Source organism: Streptomyces yangpuensis (assembly GCF_001005295.1).
Taxonomy (GTDB): Bacteria; Actinomycetota; Actinomycetes; order Streptomycetales; family Streptomycetaceae; genus Streptomyces; species Streptomyces yangpuensis.
In genome coordinates this window covers 910197-927629 of record NZ_LBMK01000003.1, presented here as the reverse complement: position 1 = coordinate 927629, position 17433 = coordinate 910197, and the positions used below count along the sequence as shown (strand labels likewise).

Sequence of the window (17433 nt, the reverse complement as noted above, 5' to 3'; positions counted from 1 at the left end):
CGGAACCGAACAAACGGTTGCCGCGACAAGACGGGGGATGCCATGAGCAGGCACGACCACGGGCACGACGACCACGGCCACGACCACGGGCCCGGGGGCCACAGCCACGGCGTGGCCGCCGACGCCGACCGCCGCTGGCTGGCCATCGCGCTCGCCCTGATCGGCGGGTTCATGGCCGTCGAGGTGGTCATCGGCATCATGGCCCACTCCCTGGCCCTGATCTCCGACGCGGCCCACATGCTGACGGACGCCGTCTCGATCGTCCTCGCGCTGATCGCGATGCGGCTGGCGGCCCGCCCCGCCCGCGGCGGTTTCACGTACGGCCTCAAGCGGGCGGAGATACTCTCCGCCCAGGCCAACGGCCTGACACTGCTGCTGCTGGCCGCGTGGCTGGCGTACGAGGCGGTCCGCCGGCTGATGGACCCACCGCCGGTGGAGGGCGGGCTGGTCCTGGTGACGGCGCTCGCGGGCATCGTCGTCAACGTGGCCGCGGCCTGGTGCATCTCGCGGGCGAACCGGTCCTCGCTGGCGGTCGAGGGTGCCTACCAGCACGTCCTGAACGACCTGTACGCCTTCATCGGGACGGCCGTCGCCGGCCTGGTCGTCATGACGACCGGCTTCCTGCAGGCCGACGCGATCGCCACGCTCGTGGTCGTGGTCCTGATGGTCAAGGCGGGCTACGGACTGGTCCGCGACTCCGGACGGATCTTCCTGGAGGCGGCCCCCGCGCACATGGACCCGGACGCGGTCGGCGACCGGCTCGTGGGGCACCCGCCGGTCACCGAGGTGCACGACCTGCACATCTGGACGATCACCTCGGGGCAGGCCGCGCTCTCCGCGCACGTGCTGGTCGAGCCGGCGGGCGACTGCCACGCCGTACGGCGGGAGCTGGAGCGGCTGCTGGAGAAGGAGTACGGGATCACGCACACCACGCTCCAGGTGGACCACGCCCAGGACTCCCTCCTCTCGGTCGGCCGGCGCGGCGAGGCCGCGTACGACCCGCACTGCGCGGACGCGCACGGACCGGTCCACCGCGAGGGCCCGCACGACCACTGACCGGCGGCTCCTGACCGGGCTCCTGACCGGACCCACCGGCCGGAGACCACTGACCGGCGCCGGTACGGGGCATGTATGGGCCCATGACGTACAAGCGCAGCGCCGGACTGCTCCTCTTCCGGCGGACGGACACCGGTACGGGGCCGGAGCCCGGGGTCGAGATCCTGCTCGGGCACATGGGCGGCCCCCTGTGGTCGGGGCGGACCTCCGGGGACTGGGCCATCCCCAAGGGCGAGTACGGGCCGCAGGAGACTGCGCGCGACGCCGCCCGGCGGGAGTTCACCGAGGAGATCGGGCTGCCGCCGCCGGAGGGCGAGTACCTTCCGCTGGGCGAGGTACGGCTCGCCAGCGGGAAGCTCGTGACCATCTGGGCGGTGGAGGCGGACCTCGACCCGGCGCTCATGGTGCCGGGGACCTTCACCCTGGAGTGGCCCCCGCACTCCGGGAACGTGCAGGAGTTCCCGGAGCTGGACCGGGTGGCCTGGTGCACGCCCGAGATGGCTCAGAACATGCTCATTCCCGGGCAACTGCCCTTCGTGGAGCGACTGTTGGGGTTGCTGAAGGCTTGACCAGAGCGCGTACTTGCCAACCTCCCCACGTGCCTGGACATTGCACACATGACGAACGTCGTGCTGGTGGGAACCCTGGACACCAAGGGTGTGGAGTACGGCTGGCTGCGCGAGAGGCTGCTGCGCGCCGGCGTCGAAGTGGTACTGGTCGACACAGGAATCATGGGTGAGCCCCGGGTGGCCGCGGACGTGCCGCGCGCCGCGGTGGCCCGGGCCGCCGGAACCGAACTGTCCCTCCTTCGATCGGCCGCCGACCGGGGCGCGGCCGTGACCACGATGGCCCGTGGCGCCGAGGCGACCCTGCTGCGCCTGCACGCCGAGGGCCGGCTGCACGGAGTCCTCGCGATCGGCGGCAGCGGCGGCACCTCGATAGCCACCCGGGCGATGCGCGCCCTGCCGCTGGGCGTGCCGAAGCTGATGGTCTCGTCCATGGCGTCCGGGGACACCGCCCCGTACGTGGGCTCCTCGGACATCACGATGATGTACAGCGTGGTGGACATCGCGGGGATCAACAGCGTCTCCGCGCCGATCCTGTCGAACGCGGTGGCGGCGATCGCCGGGATGGCCGGGGCCTTCGCCCGCGCCTCGGGTGAGCGCGCGCCCCGGCTGGGGGCGGGCCCCCGGCCGCTGGTCGCGGCGAGCATGGCGGGTGTGACCACGTCCGGGGTGGACGCGGCGCGCGAACGGCTGACCGAGCTCGGCTACGAGGTGCTGGTCTTCCACGTCAGCGGCACCGGCGGCCGCACGCTGGAGACCCTGGCCGGGCAGGGGGTCTTCGCCGGGGTCCTCGACCTGACCCTCAGCGAACTCGCCGACGACCTGTGCGGCGGGATCCTGACCGCGGGTCCCGACCGGCTCAGCGCGGCCGGGCGGGCCGGCGTCCCGCAGGTGGTGAGCCTGGGCGCGCTGGACATGGTGAAGTTCGGGCCGCTGGAGTCCCTGCCCCGGCGGGTGCTGGAGCGAGGCGTCCACGTCCACAACCCGTCGATCACGGTGATCCGCACGAGCGAGGCGGAGTGCGCGGAGCTCGGCCGCCGGGTCGCCGCCAAACTTCGTGCGGCGAACGGGCCCACGGCCGTCTGCGTCCCGCTCCGCGGACTGTCCACGCTCGGCGCGCCCGGCGGGCCGTACCATGACCCCCGCGCGGACCGGGCACTGTTCTCGGCGCTGCGCGAGGGCTTGCGGGGCAGTGCCGCGCGGCTCTACGACTACGACACGCACATCAACGACCCGGCCTTCGGGCGGTCGGCCGCGGACCGGCTTCATGCGATGATCTGCGCGCAGCGCGCCGCCGCCTGACACACAACCGGACCGCCGGGAACCGGCCACGGCGCAAACCGTGTCCCTGAGGGTGGCCGGCCGACAGAGGACCGGTCCGCACAGCCAGGGGCACGGTGACGTCATGGACGGGGGAAGACGATGAAGAACGCGTGGGCGGTGCCCGGCTACGCGGAGGTGCGCGAGCTGGGCTCGGGGGCCAGTGGACGCGTGGTGCTCGCCGTGCACGAGGCGACGGGCACGGCGGTCGCCGTGAAGTACCTGAGCGACCGGCTGCGCGAGGACCCGGCCTTCATCGGGGAGTTCCGGGCCGAGGCCCGGCTCCTCGGCGGGCTGGAGTCCCCCTACGTCGTGCGGCTCTACGAGTACGTGGAGGCCCCGGGCGGCGCCGCCATCGTGATGGAGCTGATCGACGGGATCTCCCTGCAGGCCCTGCTCAAGGAGGCCGGACAGACCGACCCCGAGGCCGCGCTCGTGGTGCTGAAGGGCTCACTGCTGGGTCTGGCGCACGCGCACCGGGCGGGCGTCGTCCACCGCGACTACAAGCCGGCGAACGTGCTGGTGGCGGCGGACGGCTCCTCGCGGCTGGTGGACTTCGGGATCGCCGCCCGCCGCGGCACCACGCCCGGCGTCGCCGGCACCCCCGCCTACATGGCGCCGGAGCAGTGGCAGGGCCGGCCGGCGTCACCCGCCGCCGACGTGTACGCGGCGACGGCGACCTTCTTCGAGTGCCTCACCGGGCGCAAGCCGTACGCCGGGGAGAACTTCGCGGAGCTCGCGGTCCAGCACATCGAGGCTCCGGTTCCGGAGACCGAGGCCCCCGAGACCGTACGGCCGCTGATCCGGCGCGGCCTCGCCAAGGCGCCCGAACAGCGGCCGGAGAACGCCGAGGCGTTCGTGGCCGAACTGGAGGACGTGGCACTGGCCGCGTACGGGCCCGAGTGGGAGGAGCGCGGACAGCGCAAGCTGGCGGCGCTGGCCGCGCTGCTGCCGCTGCTGTTCCCCTCGGCGGGTGCGTCGGCGGCCGGGACCACCGCGGTGGCGACGACCACCCTGGCACCGCCGCCCCGCAGCTGGCTGCCCGACCGGCGCGGAGCGGTGGCGGCCGGTGTGGCCCTGGTGCTCGGCGCGATGATCGTGTTCTCGGCGCAGGCGGTGGGTGAACAGCGGGGCGGCGCATCGGCGCTGAGCGCGTTCGCGACGACCAGCGCGGCGCCGGGCGGCGGCTTCCCCTCCCCGGTGGTCACCGCGTCGGCTTCGCCGTCGGCCTCGGCGTCCGCGTCCGCGTCGGCATCGGCGTCCGCTTCACCGTCCGCGTCCGCGTCGCCGTCGCCGTCGCCGTCCGCGAGCCCCGGGGCCTCGGCGACCCCGACCGCGACGCCCACCACGACGACGGCCCCGCCGACCACCGCACCGACGACGAGCCGGCCGCCGTCGCCGCGGCCCACGGTGGTGGTCGGGGCGATCCGGGTGGATCTGCGGCAGGTGGACTTCACGACGGGTGAGGCCGCCATCTCCATCGACGCCAAGGGCACGGCCCCGGTGAGCGTCACGGTGGAGTGGTTCAACAGCAACCAGTCCGGTGTCCTGGGTACCGCCGACGGCCGGGCGGAGACGCTGACGTACCAGCCGGGCAGCGGCGCGGTCGTCAGGCGACACGTCTTCTCCGGGCAGGGCTGCTACTGGGGCGTGCGGGTCACCACGAAGCCCGCCGCGGGCAACGGTTCCCAGACCGACCAGGTCTGGCTGACGAGGTGCATGATCCGATGAGCGACGAAGAGTACAGCGCGACCGTCCTCGGCAGCCATTGGTTCAGTGGCCCGCCGCAGCCGCAGGAGGCCGTGCCCGACCGTGTCGAGGGGTCGGTCATGCGGTTCGGGCCCGGCGTGACGGCCGCCATGCCCGCACCGTTCCCGGTGGTCGTCCCCGTCGTGGTGCCGCCGCGGCGGCGGGGCGCCGGGCTGCGCCGGTACACGCTCGCCGCAGTCGTGCTGGCGGCGGTCCTCGCGTACCTGGGATGGCAGCGGTTCGGACCCGGGATCGAGGTCCGCGACGTGGCCGTGACCACCGATCCGGCCGGCCCGGCCTGCGACGCGGCCGCCGACGTGGTGGCCGTCGTGGGCACCAACGGCCGGCCGGGGACGCTCACCTACCGCTGGGTCCGCAGTGACGGCACCACGTCCGAGGCGCTGACCGAACGGGTGCCGCGCGGCCAGCGCGAGGCCCGGCTGCACCTGCTGTGGACGTTCCGCGGCACAGGCAGCTACCAGGCGAAGGCCGAACTCCAGCTGCTGTCGCCCGGACAGCGCACGGCCGCGGTGAACTTCACCTATCGCTGCAACCCGTAGCGGGCATCCGGATGACGGCGAGGCCGCGGTCGAGGTCGAGGAAGGCCATCGCGGTGAGCCGGACGGCCGGCCCGGGAAGGGTCATGAAGACGGCGAAGCCCATGGGGGACCGTGACCGGCCGGGCCGGTCGCGGTCACGCCCGGCCGGGGTTCAGAACCGCGCGTGCGCGGTGATGTCCGCCTCGAACTCGCCGGTCATCGCCGGGGTCACCGTCGGCCGGCACTGCCGGACGGCCTCCAGGTAGTCCCGCGTGGTCGCGCCGAGCTGCGCGGCCGCCGCGCCGCGCGCGCCCACCGCCTCCAGGTCCCGTTCGAAGGACACCTGCGCCGCGATCCGCGCCGCATGCTCGATGTCGGCGGGTGTGAAGAGTTCGGACGCCTCGACGAGGGCACTGACGTCGACGCCGGCGCGCCCCGCGGTGTAGCGGCCCCAGATCGCGGCGCGGGCGCCGGCGTCCGGAGTACCGATCGGGATGAGGTAGTCGAAGCGCCCGGGCCGCAGGAAGGCCGGGTCGAGGGAGCGGATGGAGTTGGTGGCGCACACCAGGAGGCGTTCGTCGCCCTCCCGGAAGCCCGGTATCAGCTTCAGCAGTTCGTTCGTGACGCCGTGGATGCCGCCGGGCTGCGCAGGCTCGGTGCGCACGGGGGCGATCTCCTCCACCTCGTCGATGAAGACGAGTACGCGCTCCAGTTCCGCGATCCGGGCGAAGGCGTCGCGCAATGCCGCGGCCAGGTTGCCCTCGTCGGCGAGGCGGGAGGGCAGCAGTTCCACGAAGGGCCAGCCGAGCCGGGAGGCGATGGCCCGCGCGAAGGTGGTCTTCCCGGTGCCGGGCGGGCCGAAGAGGGTGATGGCGCGCGGCGGCCGCACTCCGTGCGCGGCGGCCCGTTCGGGCTCGGCGAGCGGCAGCACCACGCGCCGCTCGATGAGGTCCTTCTCCTTCTCCATGCCGGCGACCTTGGACCACAGGTCGTTCGGCAGGAACCGGCCGCCGAGGTCGTCGAGGAGGCCGGCGGCCGGTCCGTGGAGCGGCTCGGTCTTCTCGAAGTAGGCGACGGCGGGCTGCCGGGTGTAGCCGGCGTTGAGGAGGCCTTCGCCGAGCAGGTCCTCCTCGGGCAGGACGTAGGCGATGCGGCCGACGCGGGCGGCGATGAGCCGTCGTTCCAGCTCGACGAGGAGGGCGCTGGCCAGACCCCGGCCGCGCCAGCCGGCGGCGATCGCGATGCGCATGACCCAGGCGCGCTCCCCGGTGACGCAGGCGAGGGCCGCGCCGATCGGGACGCCCTGGTGGACGGCGACGACGCAGGGCTGCCGGCCGGTCAGTGCGCTGATGCACTCGGCGAGTGAGAAGACGGACTCCTGCCCGAGTTCGGCCGTGGTGTCGATCAGGTGGACCACCGCTGCGAGATCGCTCTCGCGGTAGTCGTGGATGAGCCAGTTCACCGGGTACCGCCCCTCGTTCGTGCTCGTTGCGGCGAGGCTAGGGGCGAGTGGGCCCGGCGATCTCGCTCCGCGGTGCACAACAGGCGGTCGGGAAACCGTCCGTGGCGTCCATAGACTGGCGGCTTCCGCCCGAACGCCAGAGCGAGGATCCCGCCGACTTCATGCTTTGCCACATACCCGCGGCCCGGCGCGGGCGCCTCCTCTGCCTCGTCCCCTTCCTCTGGACCCTGGCCCTCGGCCTGTGGGGACTCTCCCGGCAGGACAGCGTGTGGCGCGACGAGGCGGCGACCTGGCAGGTGGCCGGGCGGCCGGCGGCCGAGATCTGGCGGATGCTCGGGAACGTCGACGCCGTCCACGGCCTCTACTACCTGCTGATGCACGGCCTCTTCGAGGTGTTCGGGGCGAGTACGACGACCCTGCGGCTGCCGTCCGTGCTGGCGGTCGCGTGTGCCGCCGCGTGCGTGGCCGCGATCGGCGGGCGCCTGGCCGGTTTCTGGGCGGGGCTGGGGGGCGGGCTGGCGCTCGGGCTGCTCCCGGCCGTGCAGTTCTACCTCCAGGAGGGCCGGCCGTACGCGCTGGTCGCGGCGGGGGCGGGGTGGTCGACGCTGCTGCTGGTGTCGCTGCTGGAGGACCGGCCCGGGCGGCGGGCCCTGCCGCACTGGACGGCGTACGGGGCGGCCGTGCTGGTGTGCGCGCTGCTGAACTGGCTGTCGCTGCTGGTCCTTCCCGCGCACGCGGCGACCCTGTGGTGGGTACGGGCGGGACGCGGCGTGTGGCTGCGCTGGGCGGCGTACGGCGCCGGTGCGGTGGCGGGGGCGCTGCCGCTGGTCCTGTTCAGCCGCGGCCAGTCCGATCAGGTGTCCTGGATACCGCCGCTGACCTGGCACATGCTGATCGGCCCGGGGATCCTGCTGGCGATCGGCGCGCTGGGGGCGTGGGCGGACCGGCCGGACCGGTCGCGGCTGTCGGTGGCGGCGGTGGGGCTGCCGCTGCTGGCGGTGCCTCAGCTCGGGCTGATCGGGCTGTCGCTGGTCCAGCCGCTGTTCCTGGACCGGTACGTGCTGTTCAGCATGGTGGGGCTGGCGCTGCTGATCGGTGCGGCGCTGGGTGCTGCCGTACGGGCCTGCGCACCCCGGTTCCCGCGGGCGTCGGCCCTGCTGGTGCCGGGGGTGGTGGGGGTCTCGGTGCTGGCGCTGCTGCCGGTGGAGCTGGGCAAGCGGGCCCCGGCCAGCCGGGTCGACGACGTGCTGGCGGTGGCCGGCGAGGTGGCCCTGCTGAAGCGGGACGGGGACGGGGTGCTGTTCGTACCGGCGGCGCGGCGGGACACCGCGCTGGTCTCCCCCGGCTCCTTCACAGGCCTGACCGACCTGGCACTGGCCGAGAGCCCGGTGGCGTCGGCCACCCTCAAGGGCGAGGAGGCGCAGCCGGCGCGGATCCGGGAGGCCCTGCTGGAGCGGCGGCGGGTGCTGCTGGTGACGGACTCGGCGGAGGTCGCGAAGGCCCCGTCGGCGGAGCGGGACAAGGTGAAGACCGCGGTGCTGCGGGAGCGGTTCACGGTGGTGGCGGACCGGCAGGTGCGGGGGCGCCGGGTGACGGTGTACGAGCGCCGCGACTGACCGGTGGCGGGGCGGGCCGGGCGAGGCGCCGGAGGGGTGTCTCGTCCGGGGCTGTGCCGGTCGGAACCGTCTCGTCCGGTCATGGCCCGGCCTTCACGTCGTGTTCACAGGATTCACAGGGGATTCATACGGAACACCGTCCTCCGGTCATAGGTTCGGGGGGCAGGGTGGAAAACATGATCCAGGACACGCTCCCCCGATCGGCCCGGCGCTCCCGTGCGCGGCGGGCGTCACGGATCCTGCTCGCGCTGGCGGCGATGGCCGCGCTGATCGGCGTGGACCTGCCTGATGCGGCGTCCGGACCGCCCCTGGGCGTCACCGCGTGGGCCCGGCCCGGCGCCGAGGCCGACCGCGTGGGCGCCCTCTTCGCCGACGGCCTCGAAGGCGGGCACTTCTGCACCGCCGCGGTGGTGCGCAGCGACGACCGCGACGTGATCGCCACAGCGGCGCACTGCCTGGAGAGCACCGGCACCACCGTCTTCGCGCCCGGATACCGGGACGGGGAGGCTCCGTACGGTCTGTGGAAGATCACCGGCGTGCACGTGGCGCCGGAGTGGACCGCCGGGCAGGACCCGGACGCCGACATCGCCTTCGCGACGGTGGAGCCGGTGGACGGCGGACGGACCCGCCGCGTCGAGGACGTCGTGGGCGGCTTCCCGGTCGCGGCCGGGCAGCCCGCCGGGGCCAGGGTGACGGTCATCGGCTATCCGCGGACGCTGGAGGCGCCGCTGCGCTGCGCCAACACCACCGGTCTGTTCTCCCCGACCCAGCGCCGGATCGGCTGCCCGGACCTCAGCGGCGGCACCAGCGGCAGCCCCTGGCTGGTGGACGGGGCGCTGACGGGGGTGCTCGGGGGCCACGAGGGCGGCGGGACCGTGCCGGAGATCTCGTACAGCGCGGTGTTGGGTGATCGGGCGGTGGAGCTGTACCGGGAGGCCGCGGTCGACGGCTGACCGGCGGCAGACGCGGTACCGGCCGGGCGCTGCGGGCAGCCTGGGCAGCGCAGGCAGCGCAGGCACCATGGGCAGCGCGGGCACCACGGGCAGCGTGGGCAGCGTCCTCAGAGGCGGGCGGACGGGATCCGTTCCGCCCCGGGCGCGGCGGGCTGCACGGGAACCCTGCCGAGCACCGTCGGCCGTGGGGTGCCCGAGCGGATGTCCTGCACCCCGCGCCGCAGGGCCTCCCGCAGGACACGGCCCAGCGGGCGCTCGACGAACCGGTGGATCAGCCAGGCCAGGGCCACCATGAGCACGGTCACGCCGAGGGCCAGCGGGACGGGCGGGACGTCGTCGCGGAAGTGGTGGATCAGGGTCAGCCCGGCCATCATGTGGATCAGGTAGAGCGGGTAGGTCACCGCTCCGGCGTGCGGGAGCCAGCCCCACCGGACGCGGTCGAGGGCGCCGAGCGCTATGGCCGCCACGGCGGCGAACCCGAGGACGATGACGGCATGCGCCGGCCAGGCCGGTGTCTGCTCGGTCGCCCGCCGGCCCAGGCTGGCGATCATGCGTGCGTGCACGTGGTGCTGCGCGAGCAGGAACTGCACGCCGACCACGGCCCACAGGACGGCGTTCGGCCGGAAGCGGCGCATCAGGTGGAAGGCGATGCCCGCGATGAAGTAGGGGGACGCGGACGACACCGCGAAGAAGGACAGCAGGTCGTTGTCCACGGCCGGGGCCACGACGCCGGCCAGGGTCCAGACTCCGCAGAAGAGGACGCAGTTGCGGTAGGTCAGGCCGCACATGACGACCAGCGCGAACAGTACGTAGAACTTGAGCTCCACGAAGAGCGTCCAGTACGCGTCGTCCACGTGGGGGACGCCGATCCCGGCCTGGAGCATCGAGAGGTTCACCACGACATCGCTGAACGACTCGACCTTGCGCACCTCGGGCCAGGTGAACAGCACGAGCGAGGTGAAGGCCACGGCCGCCCAGTAGGCGGGGAAGAGCCGGGAGACCCGGGAGACCGCGAAGTCGCCGAGGGTGCGCCCCCAGGCGCTCATGCAGATGACGAAACCACTGACCAGGAAGAAGATCTCGACGCCGAGCCAGCCGTAGACGGCCAGCGCGTGCGCGGCCGGGAAGACGTCCGCGGCCGGCTCGCCCCAGCCGCTGTCGAGGGCCGTGTAGTGGTAGAAAAGCACGGAGAACGCGGCGAGGACCCGGACGCCGTCGAGGGCCGCGAGGCGCGGGCCCGGTGCCCCGCCGCCCGGCGCGCCGCCCCTCGGGCACCCGCCCGTCCTCGGTATGCCGGCGGTTCCGCCTGCGCTCATCGCCTGACCCCCGTGCGTCGGTGACGGTCCCCGTCGGACCCGTCGGATCTGCGGAACCTTACAGCGCACCCGCGGCAGGTCCGGCCGGCCGTCCACCAGGACCGACGGCGCGCACCCGGGCCCGGCACGACCGGTGCGAGGCCCGCTACGGTGCGTCCGCGACCGGGGCCGGGACCTCGAACCAGGTGGGCTCGTCCCGCAGGGCCCGGTGGATCCGGTCCAGGGCGAAGGACTCCAGCGGCGGCAGCGCGTCCACGTCGAACCAGTCCACGTCGAGGGACTCGTGGTCGTTGACCCGGGCCTCGCCGCCGGTGGCGCGACAGCGGAAGGTGATGTCCTGGAACTGGCAGACGTCGCCGTTGGGGTAGGTGATCGGCTCCAGCATCTGGACCAGGACCACGCGCTCGGGCACGCAGTGCACGGCCGTCTCCTCGTACACCTCGCGCACGACGGTCTCGGCGGGCTGCTCGCCCGGCTCGGCGATGCCGCCGACCACGGACCACCGCCCGGTGTCGGAGCGCCGGCCGAGCAGCACCCGGCCCCGGTCGTCGAGGACGATGGCCGTGACCCCGGGAAGCAGGAGCAGCTGGTGGCCGGCGGACTCACGGATCCGCCGGATGAAATCAGGTGTGGTCATCCCCCGACCCTACGAGGCCGGGAGCCGGTCCCGGCTCAGGCGGCGCGGCGGGCGCGGATCCGGCGGGCGGCGAGTACGCCGAGGCCACCGGCGGCGAGCAGCAGCAGGGCGTACTCGGGGAGCGGTCCGAGGACGGTGGCCGGGGTGCGGCCGGAGCGGAGCGGGATCTCGGCGACGAGCGCGTCCGCGGTGAACATCTTCGTCTCGGCGACGATCCGCCCGTCGGGCCGGATGACCGCGCTGACACCGCTGGTGACGGGGACGAGGACGGTGCGGCTGTGCTCGACCGCGCGGATCCGGTCCATGGCGAGCTGCTGGTAGGTCATCTGCGTGCGGCCGAAGGTGGCGTTGTTGCTCGGTACGGCGATCACCTGGGCGCCGTCCTGGACGGTCGAGCGGACCGCGTCGTCGAAGGCGGCCTCGAAGCAGGTGACCATGCCGACACCGCTGCCGGCCATGTCGAAGACGCCGGGGTCCTTGCCGGGGCCGAAGTCCCGGCGCACCCGGTCCACGTCGGAGCTGAAGAGCCGGACGAAGGAGCGCATCGGGATGCGCTCGCCGAAGGGCTGGATCTTGCGCTTGTCGTAGGTCTCGGTGGGGCCTGCGACGGGGTCCCAGAGGATCATCGTGTTGCGCAGCGGGCCCGTCTCCGGAGCGACGACCGCGCCGACCGCCACGGGCACGCCGATGGCCTTGACCGCCTCGTCGATGACGGCGTGGGCGTCGGGTTCGGCGTACGGGTCGAGGTCGGAGGAGTTCTCGGGCCAGACGACGAAGTCGGGCTTGGGGGTCCGGCCGGCCTTGACGTCCTCGGCGAGCTGGATGGTCCGCTTGACGTGGTTGTCGAGGACGGCCCGGCGCTGGGCGTTGAAGTCGAGGCCGAGGCGGGGCACGTTGCCCTGGATGACGGCGGCCACGACGGTGCCGTCCTCGGCGGTGTCGGAGACCAGCGGGCGGGCGGCGAGTCCGGCGCCGATCGGGGCGGCGACGGTGAGGGCGGTCAGCGCGGCGGTGGTGCGGCCGGGGTGGCGGCGGGCGATGCGCAGGGCCTCGTACAGGCCGAATCCGCAGAGGGCCACGCCGAAGGAGAGCAGGGGTGTGCCGCCGAGCGCGACGAGCGGGGTGAAGACGCCGTCGGCCTGTCCGAAGGCGAGCTTGCCCCAGGGGAAGCCGCCGAAGGGTGCCCGGGCGCGCAGGGCCTCGCCCGCGACCCACACGGCGGCGGCGAACAGCGGCCAGGCCGGGAGCCGGCTGACGAGGGCGATGCCGAGGCCGGTGAGACCGATGAAGAGGGCTTCGAGGGTGGCCAGCGCCAGCCAGGGCACGGGGCCGACCTCCTCCCCGGTCCACACGAGGAGCGGCAGCAGGTAGCCGAGCCCGGCCAGGGTGGCGAGCCCGAAGCCGGCCCGCGGACGGCGGTGGTACAGGCAGCCGGCGAGCAGGGCGAGGGCGAGCGGGGCGAGCCACCACAGGGGGCGGGGCGGGAAGCTGAGGTAGAGCAGTACGCCGGACAGTGCGGCGAGCACGGGCCGGACCAGCCGGGCCCCCCTGCGGACCGGCGCGGCCGGGGTTGCGGGGGTGGCCGGCACGGCCGGGGTGGCGGGGGGCGTCACGGAGGGCGTCCTGGGCTCGGCCGGTCCGTCGGCGGGCCGCGAGGGCTCGTCGGAGGCGGCCTCGCGCGTCACACTGCTGCTCATCTGGCGGAGTGTACGTCCCCGGGCTGTCGGATCCGGTAAGCGCCTCGGCGCGTGCGGCGTGCGCGGCGGGACCTCAGCCGGCGAGGCTGCGCAGGTGGGCGCGGATGACGCGGACGGCGTTCTCGGCGTCGTCGACGGTCACCGTGAAGAGCTTGCCGTCGACCAGTGTCAGCTCGAGGCCCTCGCCGCGCCGGACGATCACCGCGGTGCCCTTCTCGGGGCGCCAGCGGCAGCCCCAGCCGCCCCAGTGCTGCGGGGTGATCCGGGGGAGGAACTCGGCCGAGGCCACGTCGGCGAGCTCGATCCTGCGGCGCGGGAAGCCGATGTGGCCGCAGCGCACCACGAGGGCCTGGGTGTCGATGGTGACGGCGACGTGCACGAAGGCGACCGTGCCGTAGACCATGAGCAGCCCGGCGGCGAGGCAGCCGGTCACCGCCATGAGGAGCGGGACGAAGCCGGAGGTCCACGCGTTGTCGACGGCCAGCTCGATGCCGAGCGCCACGCAGGCCGCACCGGCCGCCGCGAGCAGCCACTGCAGGGGGTTGGTGGCCCTGCCCGTCCAGAGCGGACCAGGGGGGTGACCCGTCATACGTAGCAGCGTACCCACGTTCCGGAAGGACACCACCGTCGCGCGCGCCCGGCCGCCCGGTGGAGGTTCCTACGTGGCCCGGCGCGCCACGCGGTAGCGGAGGTACACGGCCTTCGAGCCGAAGGTGCGGGTCTCGACGAGTTCGAGATCCACCCGGCGGCCGTGCTGGGGGAAGAACGGGATGCCGCCGCCGACCAGCACCGGGTGGACCATGACCCGGTACTCGTCGATCAGGTCCAGCTCGGCCGCCTCGGCGGCGAGCGTCGCGCCGCCGAGGGCGATGTCGCCGTCCCCCGGCTCGGCCCGCAGCCGCTCGATCTCCTCGGCGAGGCCGCCCGAGGCCAGGCGGGCGTTGCCCTGCACCGTCGACAGGGTGCTGGAGAACACCACCTTCGGAAGCGGGTTCCAGACCTCGACCCATTCGAGTGATGCGGGGTCGAGTGTCTCCTGGTCGACGGTCTCCCAGTAGAGCATCGTCTCGTACAGTCGCCGCCCCAACAGGTGGACGCCGAGTTCACGGGTCCCGTCGATCCAGAAGCGGAAGATCTCGTCGTCGGGTTCCGTCCACTCGAAGTCGCCGTCCGGCCCGACGATGTAGCCGTCGAGTGAGACACCCATCGCATAGGTCACGCTTCGCATCAGAAGTCCTCCTCGGTGAGGATCCGACAGTACGGCTGCCGGACGGCGCGGAACTCGTCGCGACGCGTGAGCCTCCTCCCGGGCGCGTCAGCCCGGGAGGAGGGCCACGAGCGCGTCGCGCAGTGCGGGGCGGCGGCCGGTCATGAACCGGTGCAGGGTCCGGGAGCCGAGGGCGACGCGCTGGGCGCTGCGGCGGCGCTGCGCGTCGTACTTGCGCAGGGCGCCGGGCAGCCCGCCCGGCCCGGCGGCGGCGACGGCGCGTGTCAGGGCCTCGGCGTCGAGCAGGGCGGTGCAGGCGCCCTGGCCGAGGTTGGGCGTCATGGCGTGGGCGGCGTCGCCGACGAGGGCGACGCGGCCGTCGGCGATGAAGGAGGGGAGTGCGGGGTGGAGGTGGCGCATCTCGTAGCGGATCCAGGACGCGGGGTCGGTTTCGGCCAGGATTCGCGGGACGGGGTCGTGCCAGCCGGCGAAGGCCTCCCGTACTTCTCGGGCGGTGGTGGCCGCGGGCACGGTGGCGTACCAGTTGGTGCGGCCGGGTTCGACGGGGGTCATGCCGAAGAAGCGGCCGTCACCCCAGGTCTCGCCGTGGACCGCGGTCTCGGATCCGGCGGTGCCGATCCAGGCGACCGTGCCGATCGGGCGGGGTCCGCTGCGGGTGCCGAAGTACGCCGTCCGCACCACGCTGTTGATGCCGTCAGCGCCGACGACCAGGTCGGCGTCGAGTGCCCCGGGGTCGGTCAGGGGCCGCCCGTACGCGATCCGCACACCGCCGAGGCGGTCGAGCTCGGCGAGCAGGGCGTCGATCAGATAGGGACGGGAGATGAGCAGCTCCGGCCGGCCCGCCCTGCGTTCGATCCGTTCGAGCGGCAGGGCGGCCAGGACCGTGCCGTCGGGGCGGCGGATGCGGGCGGCACGGTACGGGACCGCGCGGGCCCGCAGGGCGTCGCCGAGGCCGAGACGGTCGAGTGCGGCCTGGGCGGTGGGGTGGATGCCGAAGGCGGTTCCGTAGCGTTCGAGGGCGGCCCGGCGCTCCAGGACGCTCACCGTCCAGCCCGCACGGCGCAGGCCGATGGCGGTGGCGAGCCCACCGACCCCAGCTCCGGCCACGACGGCCGCGCCCACGCCGGGCCCGGCGGGCCCGCGCGGAGCTCCGGTCCTGGTGCCGGTCTCGCTCCCGGTCGTGGCCCCGGCCCCGCTCGCCCCGGCCCCGGTCCTGGCCCCGGTGCGGCTCCCGTCCACGGTCTCACCGTTCATGGCTCGTCCCTCCCGTACGCGCCGATCACAACCACCACAGCCGTGGTACTACATCTGTGGTACCACGGCTGTGGTTATGCTGGCAACGTGAATCAGGACCGGAGGGACCGGCTGCGGCACGCGGCCGTCGTCGTACTGGCGGAGTCGGGCGGGCGCGGACTGACCCACCGGGCCGTCGACGCGGCCGCGGACGTACCGACAGGCACGGCCAAGAACTACTTCCCCACGCGCGACGCCCTGCTCCGGGCGGTGGCCGAACGCTGCCTGGAGCAGTACCGGGCACTGGCCGCGTCCCTGGCGGGGGCCGGGCCGGGTCCGGCCGGCGCCGAGCAACTGGCGGCCCTGCTGGCCGGACTGCTGCGGGACGTGGCGGGGCCGGGCCGCATCCGCGTCCTGGCCTATCTGGAGCTGCAGACCGAGGGGACGCGGCGGCCGTGGCTGGCCGCGCTGCTGGACCCGATCGCCGCGGCGGACTTCGCCGCGCACGCGCACCTGTTGCGGACAGCCGGGCTGCCGGCCGGGCCGGAGCGGGTCCGGGCGCTGACCCTCGCCCTGCACGGCGCCATCCCCCACCTGCTGAGCGGAGCCCCGGCGACCCTGGCGGCCGCCGGCCTGGACGACCTGGACCGGTTCGCCCGCGGGCTGCTGGCCGCCGTACCCCCCGAGGAGGCACGATGACCGCGCCCACCCGGCTCGACCGGGCCGTGGGAGCCGTGCTCGGCTCGGCTGCGGGCGACGCGCTCGGCGCCCCGTACGAGTTCGGCCCGGCAGGGCAGTTGAGCGCCCGGGGCGAGGAGATGCGCGGGGGCGGCGGCTGGGATCCGGGCGAGGCCACGGACGACACGCAGATGGCCGTCCTGATCGCCGAGTCGCTGCTGGAGCACGACGGCCTCGAACTCCCCGACGTCTTCGCCCGGTTCCAGCGGTGGGCCGCCGGGCACCCCAAGGACATCGGCCTGCAGACCGAGGACGTGCTCACCAGCGGCGACCCCTGGGACCTCGCGGCGGCACTGCACTTCCAGGTCAACGCCCGGGCAGCGGGCAACGGTTCCCTGATGCGGGCCGCCACCCCGGCTGTGTACTTCGCCGCCGCCGGACGGGAGGCGACCATGGACGCGGCGCGCCGGATCGCCGCGCTCACCCACGGCGATCCGGCCGCCTGGGAGGGGACCGCGATCCTGCACGAGCTCGTCCGGGTCGCCCTGGAGGGCGCCGATCCGCTCACCGCCCTCCCGGCCGCCCTCGACGCGGTGCACCCGGACCACCGCGAGCGCTACGGCCGGGTGCTCGCCCCCGACTGGCACCCCGGCCTGGCCACCGAGTTCAACGGGGCCGTGTGGCCCTGCCTGGGCTCTGCGGTGTGGGCGCTGCGCACCACCACCGGGTTCGCCGAGGCCGTACGGGCCGCCGTGGACCTGGGCGGGGACACGGACACGGTGGCCGCGGTGACGGGCGCCCTGGCCGGCGCGCGGTACGGGCAGGGCGCGGTGCCCGCGCCCTGGGCGGCCGCGCTCCACGTGCCGTTGCCCGGGTTCGGCGAACGGGTCCTGGACGCCGGCGACCTGCGCGCACTGGCTCAGCGGCTCGCGGCGGCCGGCTCCCGCTGAAGCTCCAGGCGGCGGCCGCGGAATCCGGCGCGCAGCCGCCGGTCGTGCGTGACCACCACCAGGGTTCCGCCGAAGTGGGCCAGGGCCGCCTCAAGTTCCTCCACCACGGCCGGGGCCAGGTGGTTCGTCGCTTCGTCCAGCAGGAGCAGGTCGAGGGGCCGCGCCACCAGCCGGGCCAGTTCTCTTCCGGCGCTGGCCGGCCGAGAGGGTGCGCACCGGCCGGGTCAGGTCGGCCGGGGCCAGCAGGCCGAGCCCGGCGACGAACCGGTCGGCGTGCTCCTGTCCGAACAGCTCGACGGCGGAGCGGGGTTCGCCGGCCCAGGGGTCGTCCTGTCGTGGCAGCCCCACGCGCGCGGGCGTCCGTACGAGGCCCCGCTCGGGCCGCAGTTCACCCGCCGGCAGGTGCAACAGGGTCGACTTTCCGCCGCCGTTG

At 74.3% G+C, this 17433-nt stretch carries 16 protein-coding genes and 1 pseudogene; 9 read left to right on the top strand and 8 right to left on the bottom strand.

From position 1 onward, the window contains the following. Positions 1-42: 42 nt before the first annotated feature. The 5 genes from AAT21_RS19425 to AAT21_RS19405 all read left to right on the top strand — a co-directional run bounded on the left by AAT21_RS19425 (position 43) and on the right by AAT21_RS19405 (position 5251). Entirely contained in the window at positions 43-1056 is a 1014-nt protein-coding gene (locus AAT21_RS19425) for a cation diffusion facilitator family transporter (protein ID WP_046778067.1), read from the top strand. Between the two features lie 83 nt (positions 1057-1139). Then, the gene (locus tag AAT21_RS19420; RefSeq protein WP_046778505.1) at positions 1140-1625 is read left to right on the top strand and encodes an NUDIX domain-containing protein; all 486 of its coding nucleotides are present in this window, start codon (positions 1140-1142) and stop codon (positions 1623-1625) included. 48 nt (positions 1626-1673) lie between these two features. Further along, on the top strand, positions 1674-2924 hold the full coding sequence (locus AAT21_RS19415) for a Tm-1-like ATP-binding domain-containing protein (RefSeq protein WP_046778066.1): 1251 nt from the start codon (positions 1674-1676) through the stop codon (positions 2922-2924). Between the two features lie 120 nt (positions 2925-3044). Continuing rightward, the gene (locus AAT21_RS19410; RefSeq protein WP_046778065.1) at positions 3045-4673 is read left to right on the top strand and encodes a serine/threonine-protein kinase; all 1629 of its coding nucleotides are present in this window, start codon (positions 3045-3047) and stop codon (positions 4671-4673) included. Continuing rightward, positions 4670-5251, top strand: a complete 582-nt coding sequence (locus AAT21_RS19405; RefSeq protein ID WP_046778064.1) for a hypothetical protein — start codon at positions 4670-4672, stop codon at positions 5249-5251. The genes AAT21_RS19410 and AAT21_RS19405 overlap by 4 nt, the downstream gene beginning before the upstream one ends. A 151-nt stretch (positions 5252-5402) precedes the next feature. On the opposite strand, the gene AAT21_RS19400 is transcribed toward AAT21_RS19405, so the two are convergent. Continuing rightward, positions 5403-6692: an ATP-binding protein gene (locus tag AAT21_RS19400; RefSeq protein WP_046778063.1), complete on the bottom strand. Its 1290-nt coding sequence runs from the start codon at positions 6690-6692 to the stop codon at positions 5403-5405. Positions 6693-6853: 161 nt separating this feature from the next. Between AAT21_RS19400 and AAT21_RS19395 the strand changes: the two genes are divergently transcribed. Together AAT21_RS19395 and AAT21_RS19390 are read left to right on the top strand one after the other, a co-directional pair. Continuing rightward, entirely contained in the window at positions 6854-8308 is a 1455-nt protein-coding gene (locus tag AAT21_RS19395) for a glycosyltransferase family 39 protein (RefSeq protein WP_046778504.1), read from the top strand. 176 nt (positions 8309-8484) lie between these two features. Beyond that, complete coding sequence (locus tag AAT21_RS19390) at positions 8485-9261, top strand: trypsin-like serine peptidase (RefSeq protein WP_046778062.1); 777 nt, start codon at positions 8485-8487, stop codon at positions 9259-9261. A gap of 107 nt (positions 9262-9368) precedes the next feature. Here AAT21_RS19390 and AAT21_RS19385 read toward each other — a convergent pair whose 3' ends face one another. The 6 genes from AAT21_RS19385 to AAT21_RS19360 all read right to left on the bottom strand — a co-directional run bounded on the left by AAT21_RS19385 (position 9369) and on the right by AAT21_RS19360 (position 15246). Beyond that, positions 9369-10577: an acyltransferase family protein gene (locus AAT21_RS19385; protein ID WP_079025811.1), complete on the bottom strand. Its 1209-nt coding sequence runs from the start codon at positions 10575-10577 to the stop codon at positions 9369-9371. Positions 10578-10722: 145 nt separating this feature from the next. Then, on the bottom strand, positions 10723-11214 hold the full coding sequence (locus AAT21_RS19380; RefSeq protein WP_046778061.1) for an NUDIX hydrolase: 492 nt from the start codon (positions 11212-11214) through the stop codon (positions 10723-10725). A 35-nt stretch (positions 11215-11249) separates the two neighbouring features. After that, complete coding sequence (gene lnt / locus AAT21_RS19375; RefSeq protein WP_079025810.1) at positions 11250-12911, bottom strand: apolipoprotein N-acyltransferase; 1662 nt, start codon at positions 12909-12911, stop codon at positions 11250-11252. Positions 12912-12984: 73 nt separating this feature from the next. Further along, positions 12985-13500, bottom strand: coding sequence for a hypothetical protein (locus AAT21_RS19370; protein ID WP_046778060.1), 516 nt, complete (start codon positions 13498-13500; stop codon positions 12985-12987). Between the two features lie 69 nt (positions 13501-13569). Next, positions 13570-14139, bottom strand: coding sequence for a dihydrofolate reductase family protein (locus tag AAT21_RS19365; RefSeq protein WP_046778059.1), 570 nt, complete (start codon positions 14137-14139; stop codon positions 13570-13572). Between the two features lie 87 nt (positions 14140-14226). Continuing rightward, the gene (locus AAT21_RS19360) at positions 14227-15246 is read right to left on the bottom strand and encodes an FAD-dependent oxidoreductase (RefSeq protein WP_046778501.1); all 1020 of its coding nucleotides are present in this window, start codon (positions 15244-15246) and stop codon (positions 14227-14229) included. Between the two features lie 234 nt (positions 15247-15480). Between AAT21_RS19360 and AAT21_RS19355 the strand changes: the two genes are divergently transcribed. Then, positions 15481-16071, top strand: a complete 591-nt coding sequence (locus AAT21_RS19355) for a TetR/AcrR family transcriptional regulator (protein WP_046778058.1) — start codon at positions 15481-15483, stop codon at positions 16069-16071. After that, positions 16068-17000, top strand: a complete 933-nt coding sequence (locus AAT21_RS19350) for an ADP-ribosylglycohydrolase family protein (protein ID WP_046778057.1) — start codon at positions 16068-16070, stop codon at positions 16998-17000. The genes AAT21_RS19355 and AAT21_RS19350 overlap by 4 nt, the downstream gene beginning before the upstream one ends. Here AAT21_RS19350 and AAT21_RS40040 read toward each other — a convergent pair. Next, positions 16970-17432: pseudogene (locus AAT21_RS40040) on the bottom strand (ATP-binding cassette domain-containing protein); the annotation flags it as partial. The gene AAT21_RS19350 and the pseudogene AAT21_RS40040 sit on opposite strands and share 31 nt — an antisense overlap. Position 17433: the final 1 nt, after the last annotated feature.

Coding starts and splice junctions, on each gene's coding strand:
- AAT21_RS19425 (WP_046778067.1), top strand. CDS start 43: ATGAGCAGGCACGACCACGGGCACGACGACCACGGCCACGACCACGGG.
- AAT21_RS19420 (WP_046778505.1), top strand. CDS start 1,140: ATGACGTACAAGCGCAGCGCCGGACTGCTCCTCTTCCGGCGGACGGAC.
- AAT21_RS19415 (WP_046778066.1), top strand. CDS start 1,674: ATGACGAACGTCGTGCTGGTGGGAACCCTGGACACCAAGGGTGTGGAG.
- AAT21_RS19410 (WP_046778065.1), top strand. CDS start 3,045: ATGAAGAACGCGTGGGCGGTGCCCGGCTACGCGGAGGTGCGCGAGCTG.
- AAT21_RS19405 (WP_046778064.1), top strand. CDS start 4,670: ATGAGCGACGAAGAGTACAGCGCGACCGTCCTCGGCAGCCATTGGTTC.
- AAT21_RS19395 (WP_046778504.1), top strand. CDS start 6,854: ATGCTTTGCCACATACCCGCGGCCCGGCGCGGGCGCCTCCTCTGCCTC.
- AAT21_RS19390 (WP_046778062.1), top strand. CDS start 8,485: ATGATCCAGGACACGCTCCCCCGATCGGCCCGGCGCTCCCGTGCGCGG.
- AAT21_RS19385 (WP_079025811.1), bottom strand. CDS start 10,577: ATGAGCGCAGGCGGAACCGCCGGCATACCGAGGACGGGCGGGTGCCCG.
- AAT21_RS19380 (WP_046778061.1), bottom strand. CDS start 11,214: ATGACCACACCTGATTTCATCCGGCGGATCCGTGAGTCCGCCGGCCAC.
- lnt (WP_079025810.1), bottom strand. CDS start 12,911: ATGAGCAGCAGTGTGACGCGCGAGGCCGCCTCCGACGAGCCCTCGCGG.
- AAT21_RS19370 (WP_046778060.1), bottom strand. CDS start 13,500: ATGACGGGTCACCCCCCTGGTCCGCTCTGGACGGGCAGGGCCACCAAC.
- AAT21_RS19365 (WP_046778059.1), bottom strand. CDS start 14,139: ATGCGAAGCGTGACCTATGCGATGGGTGTCTCACTCGACGGCTACATC.
- AAT21_RS19350 (WP_046778057.1), top strand. CDS start 16,068: ATGACCGCGCCCACCCGGCTCGACCGGGCCGTGGGAGCCGTGCTCGGC.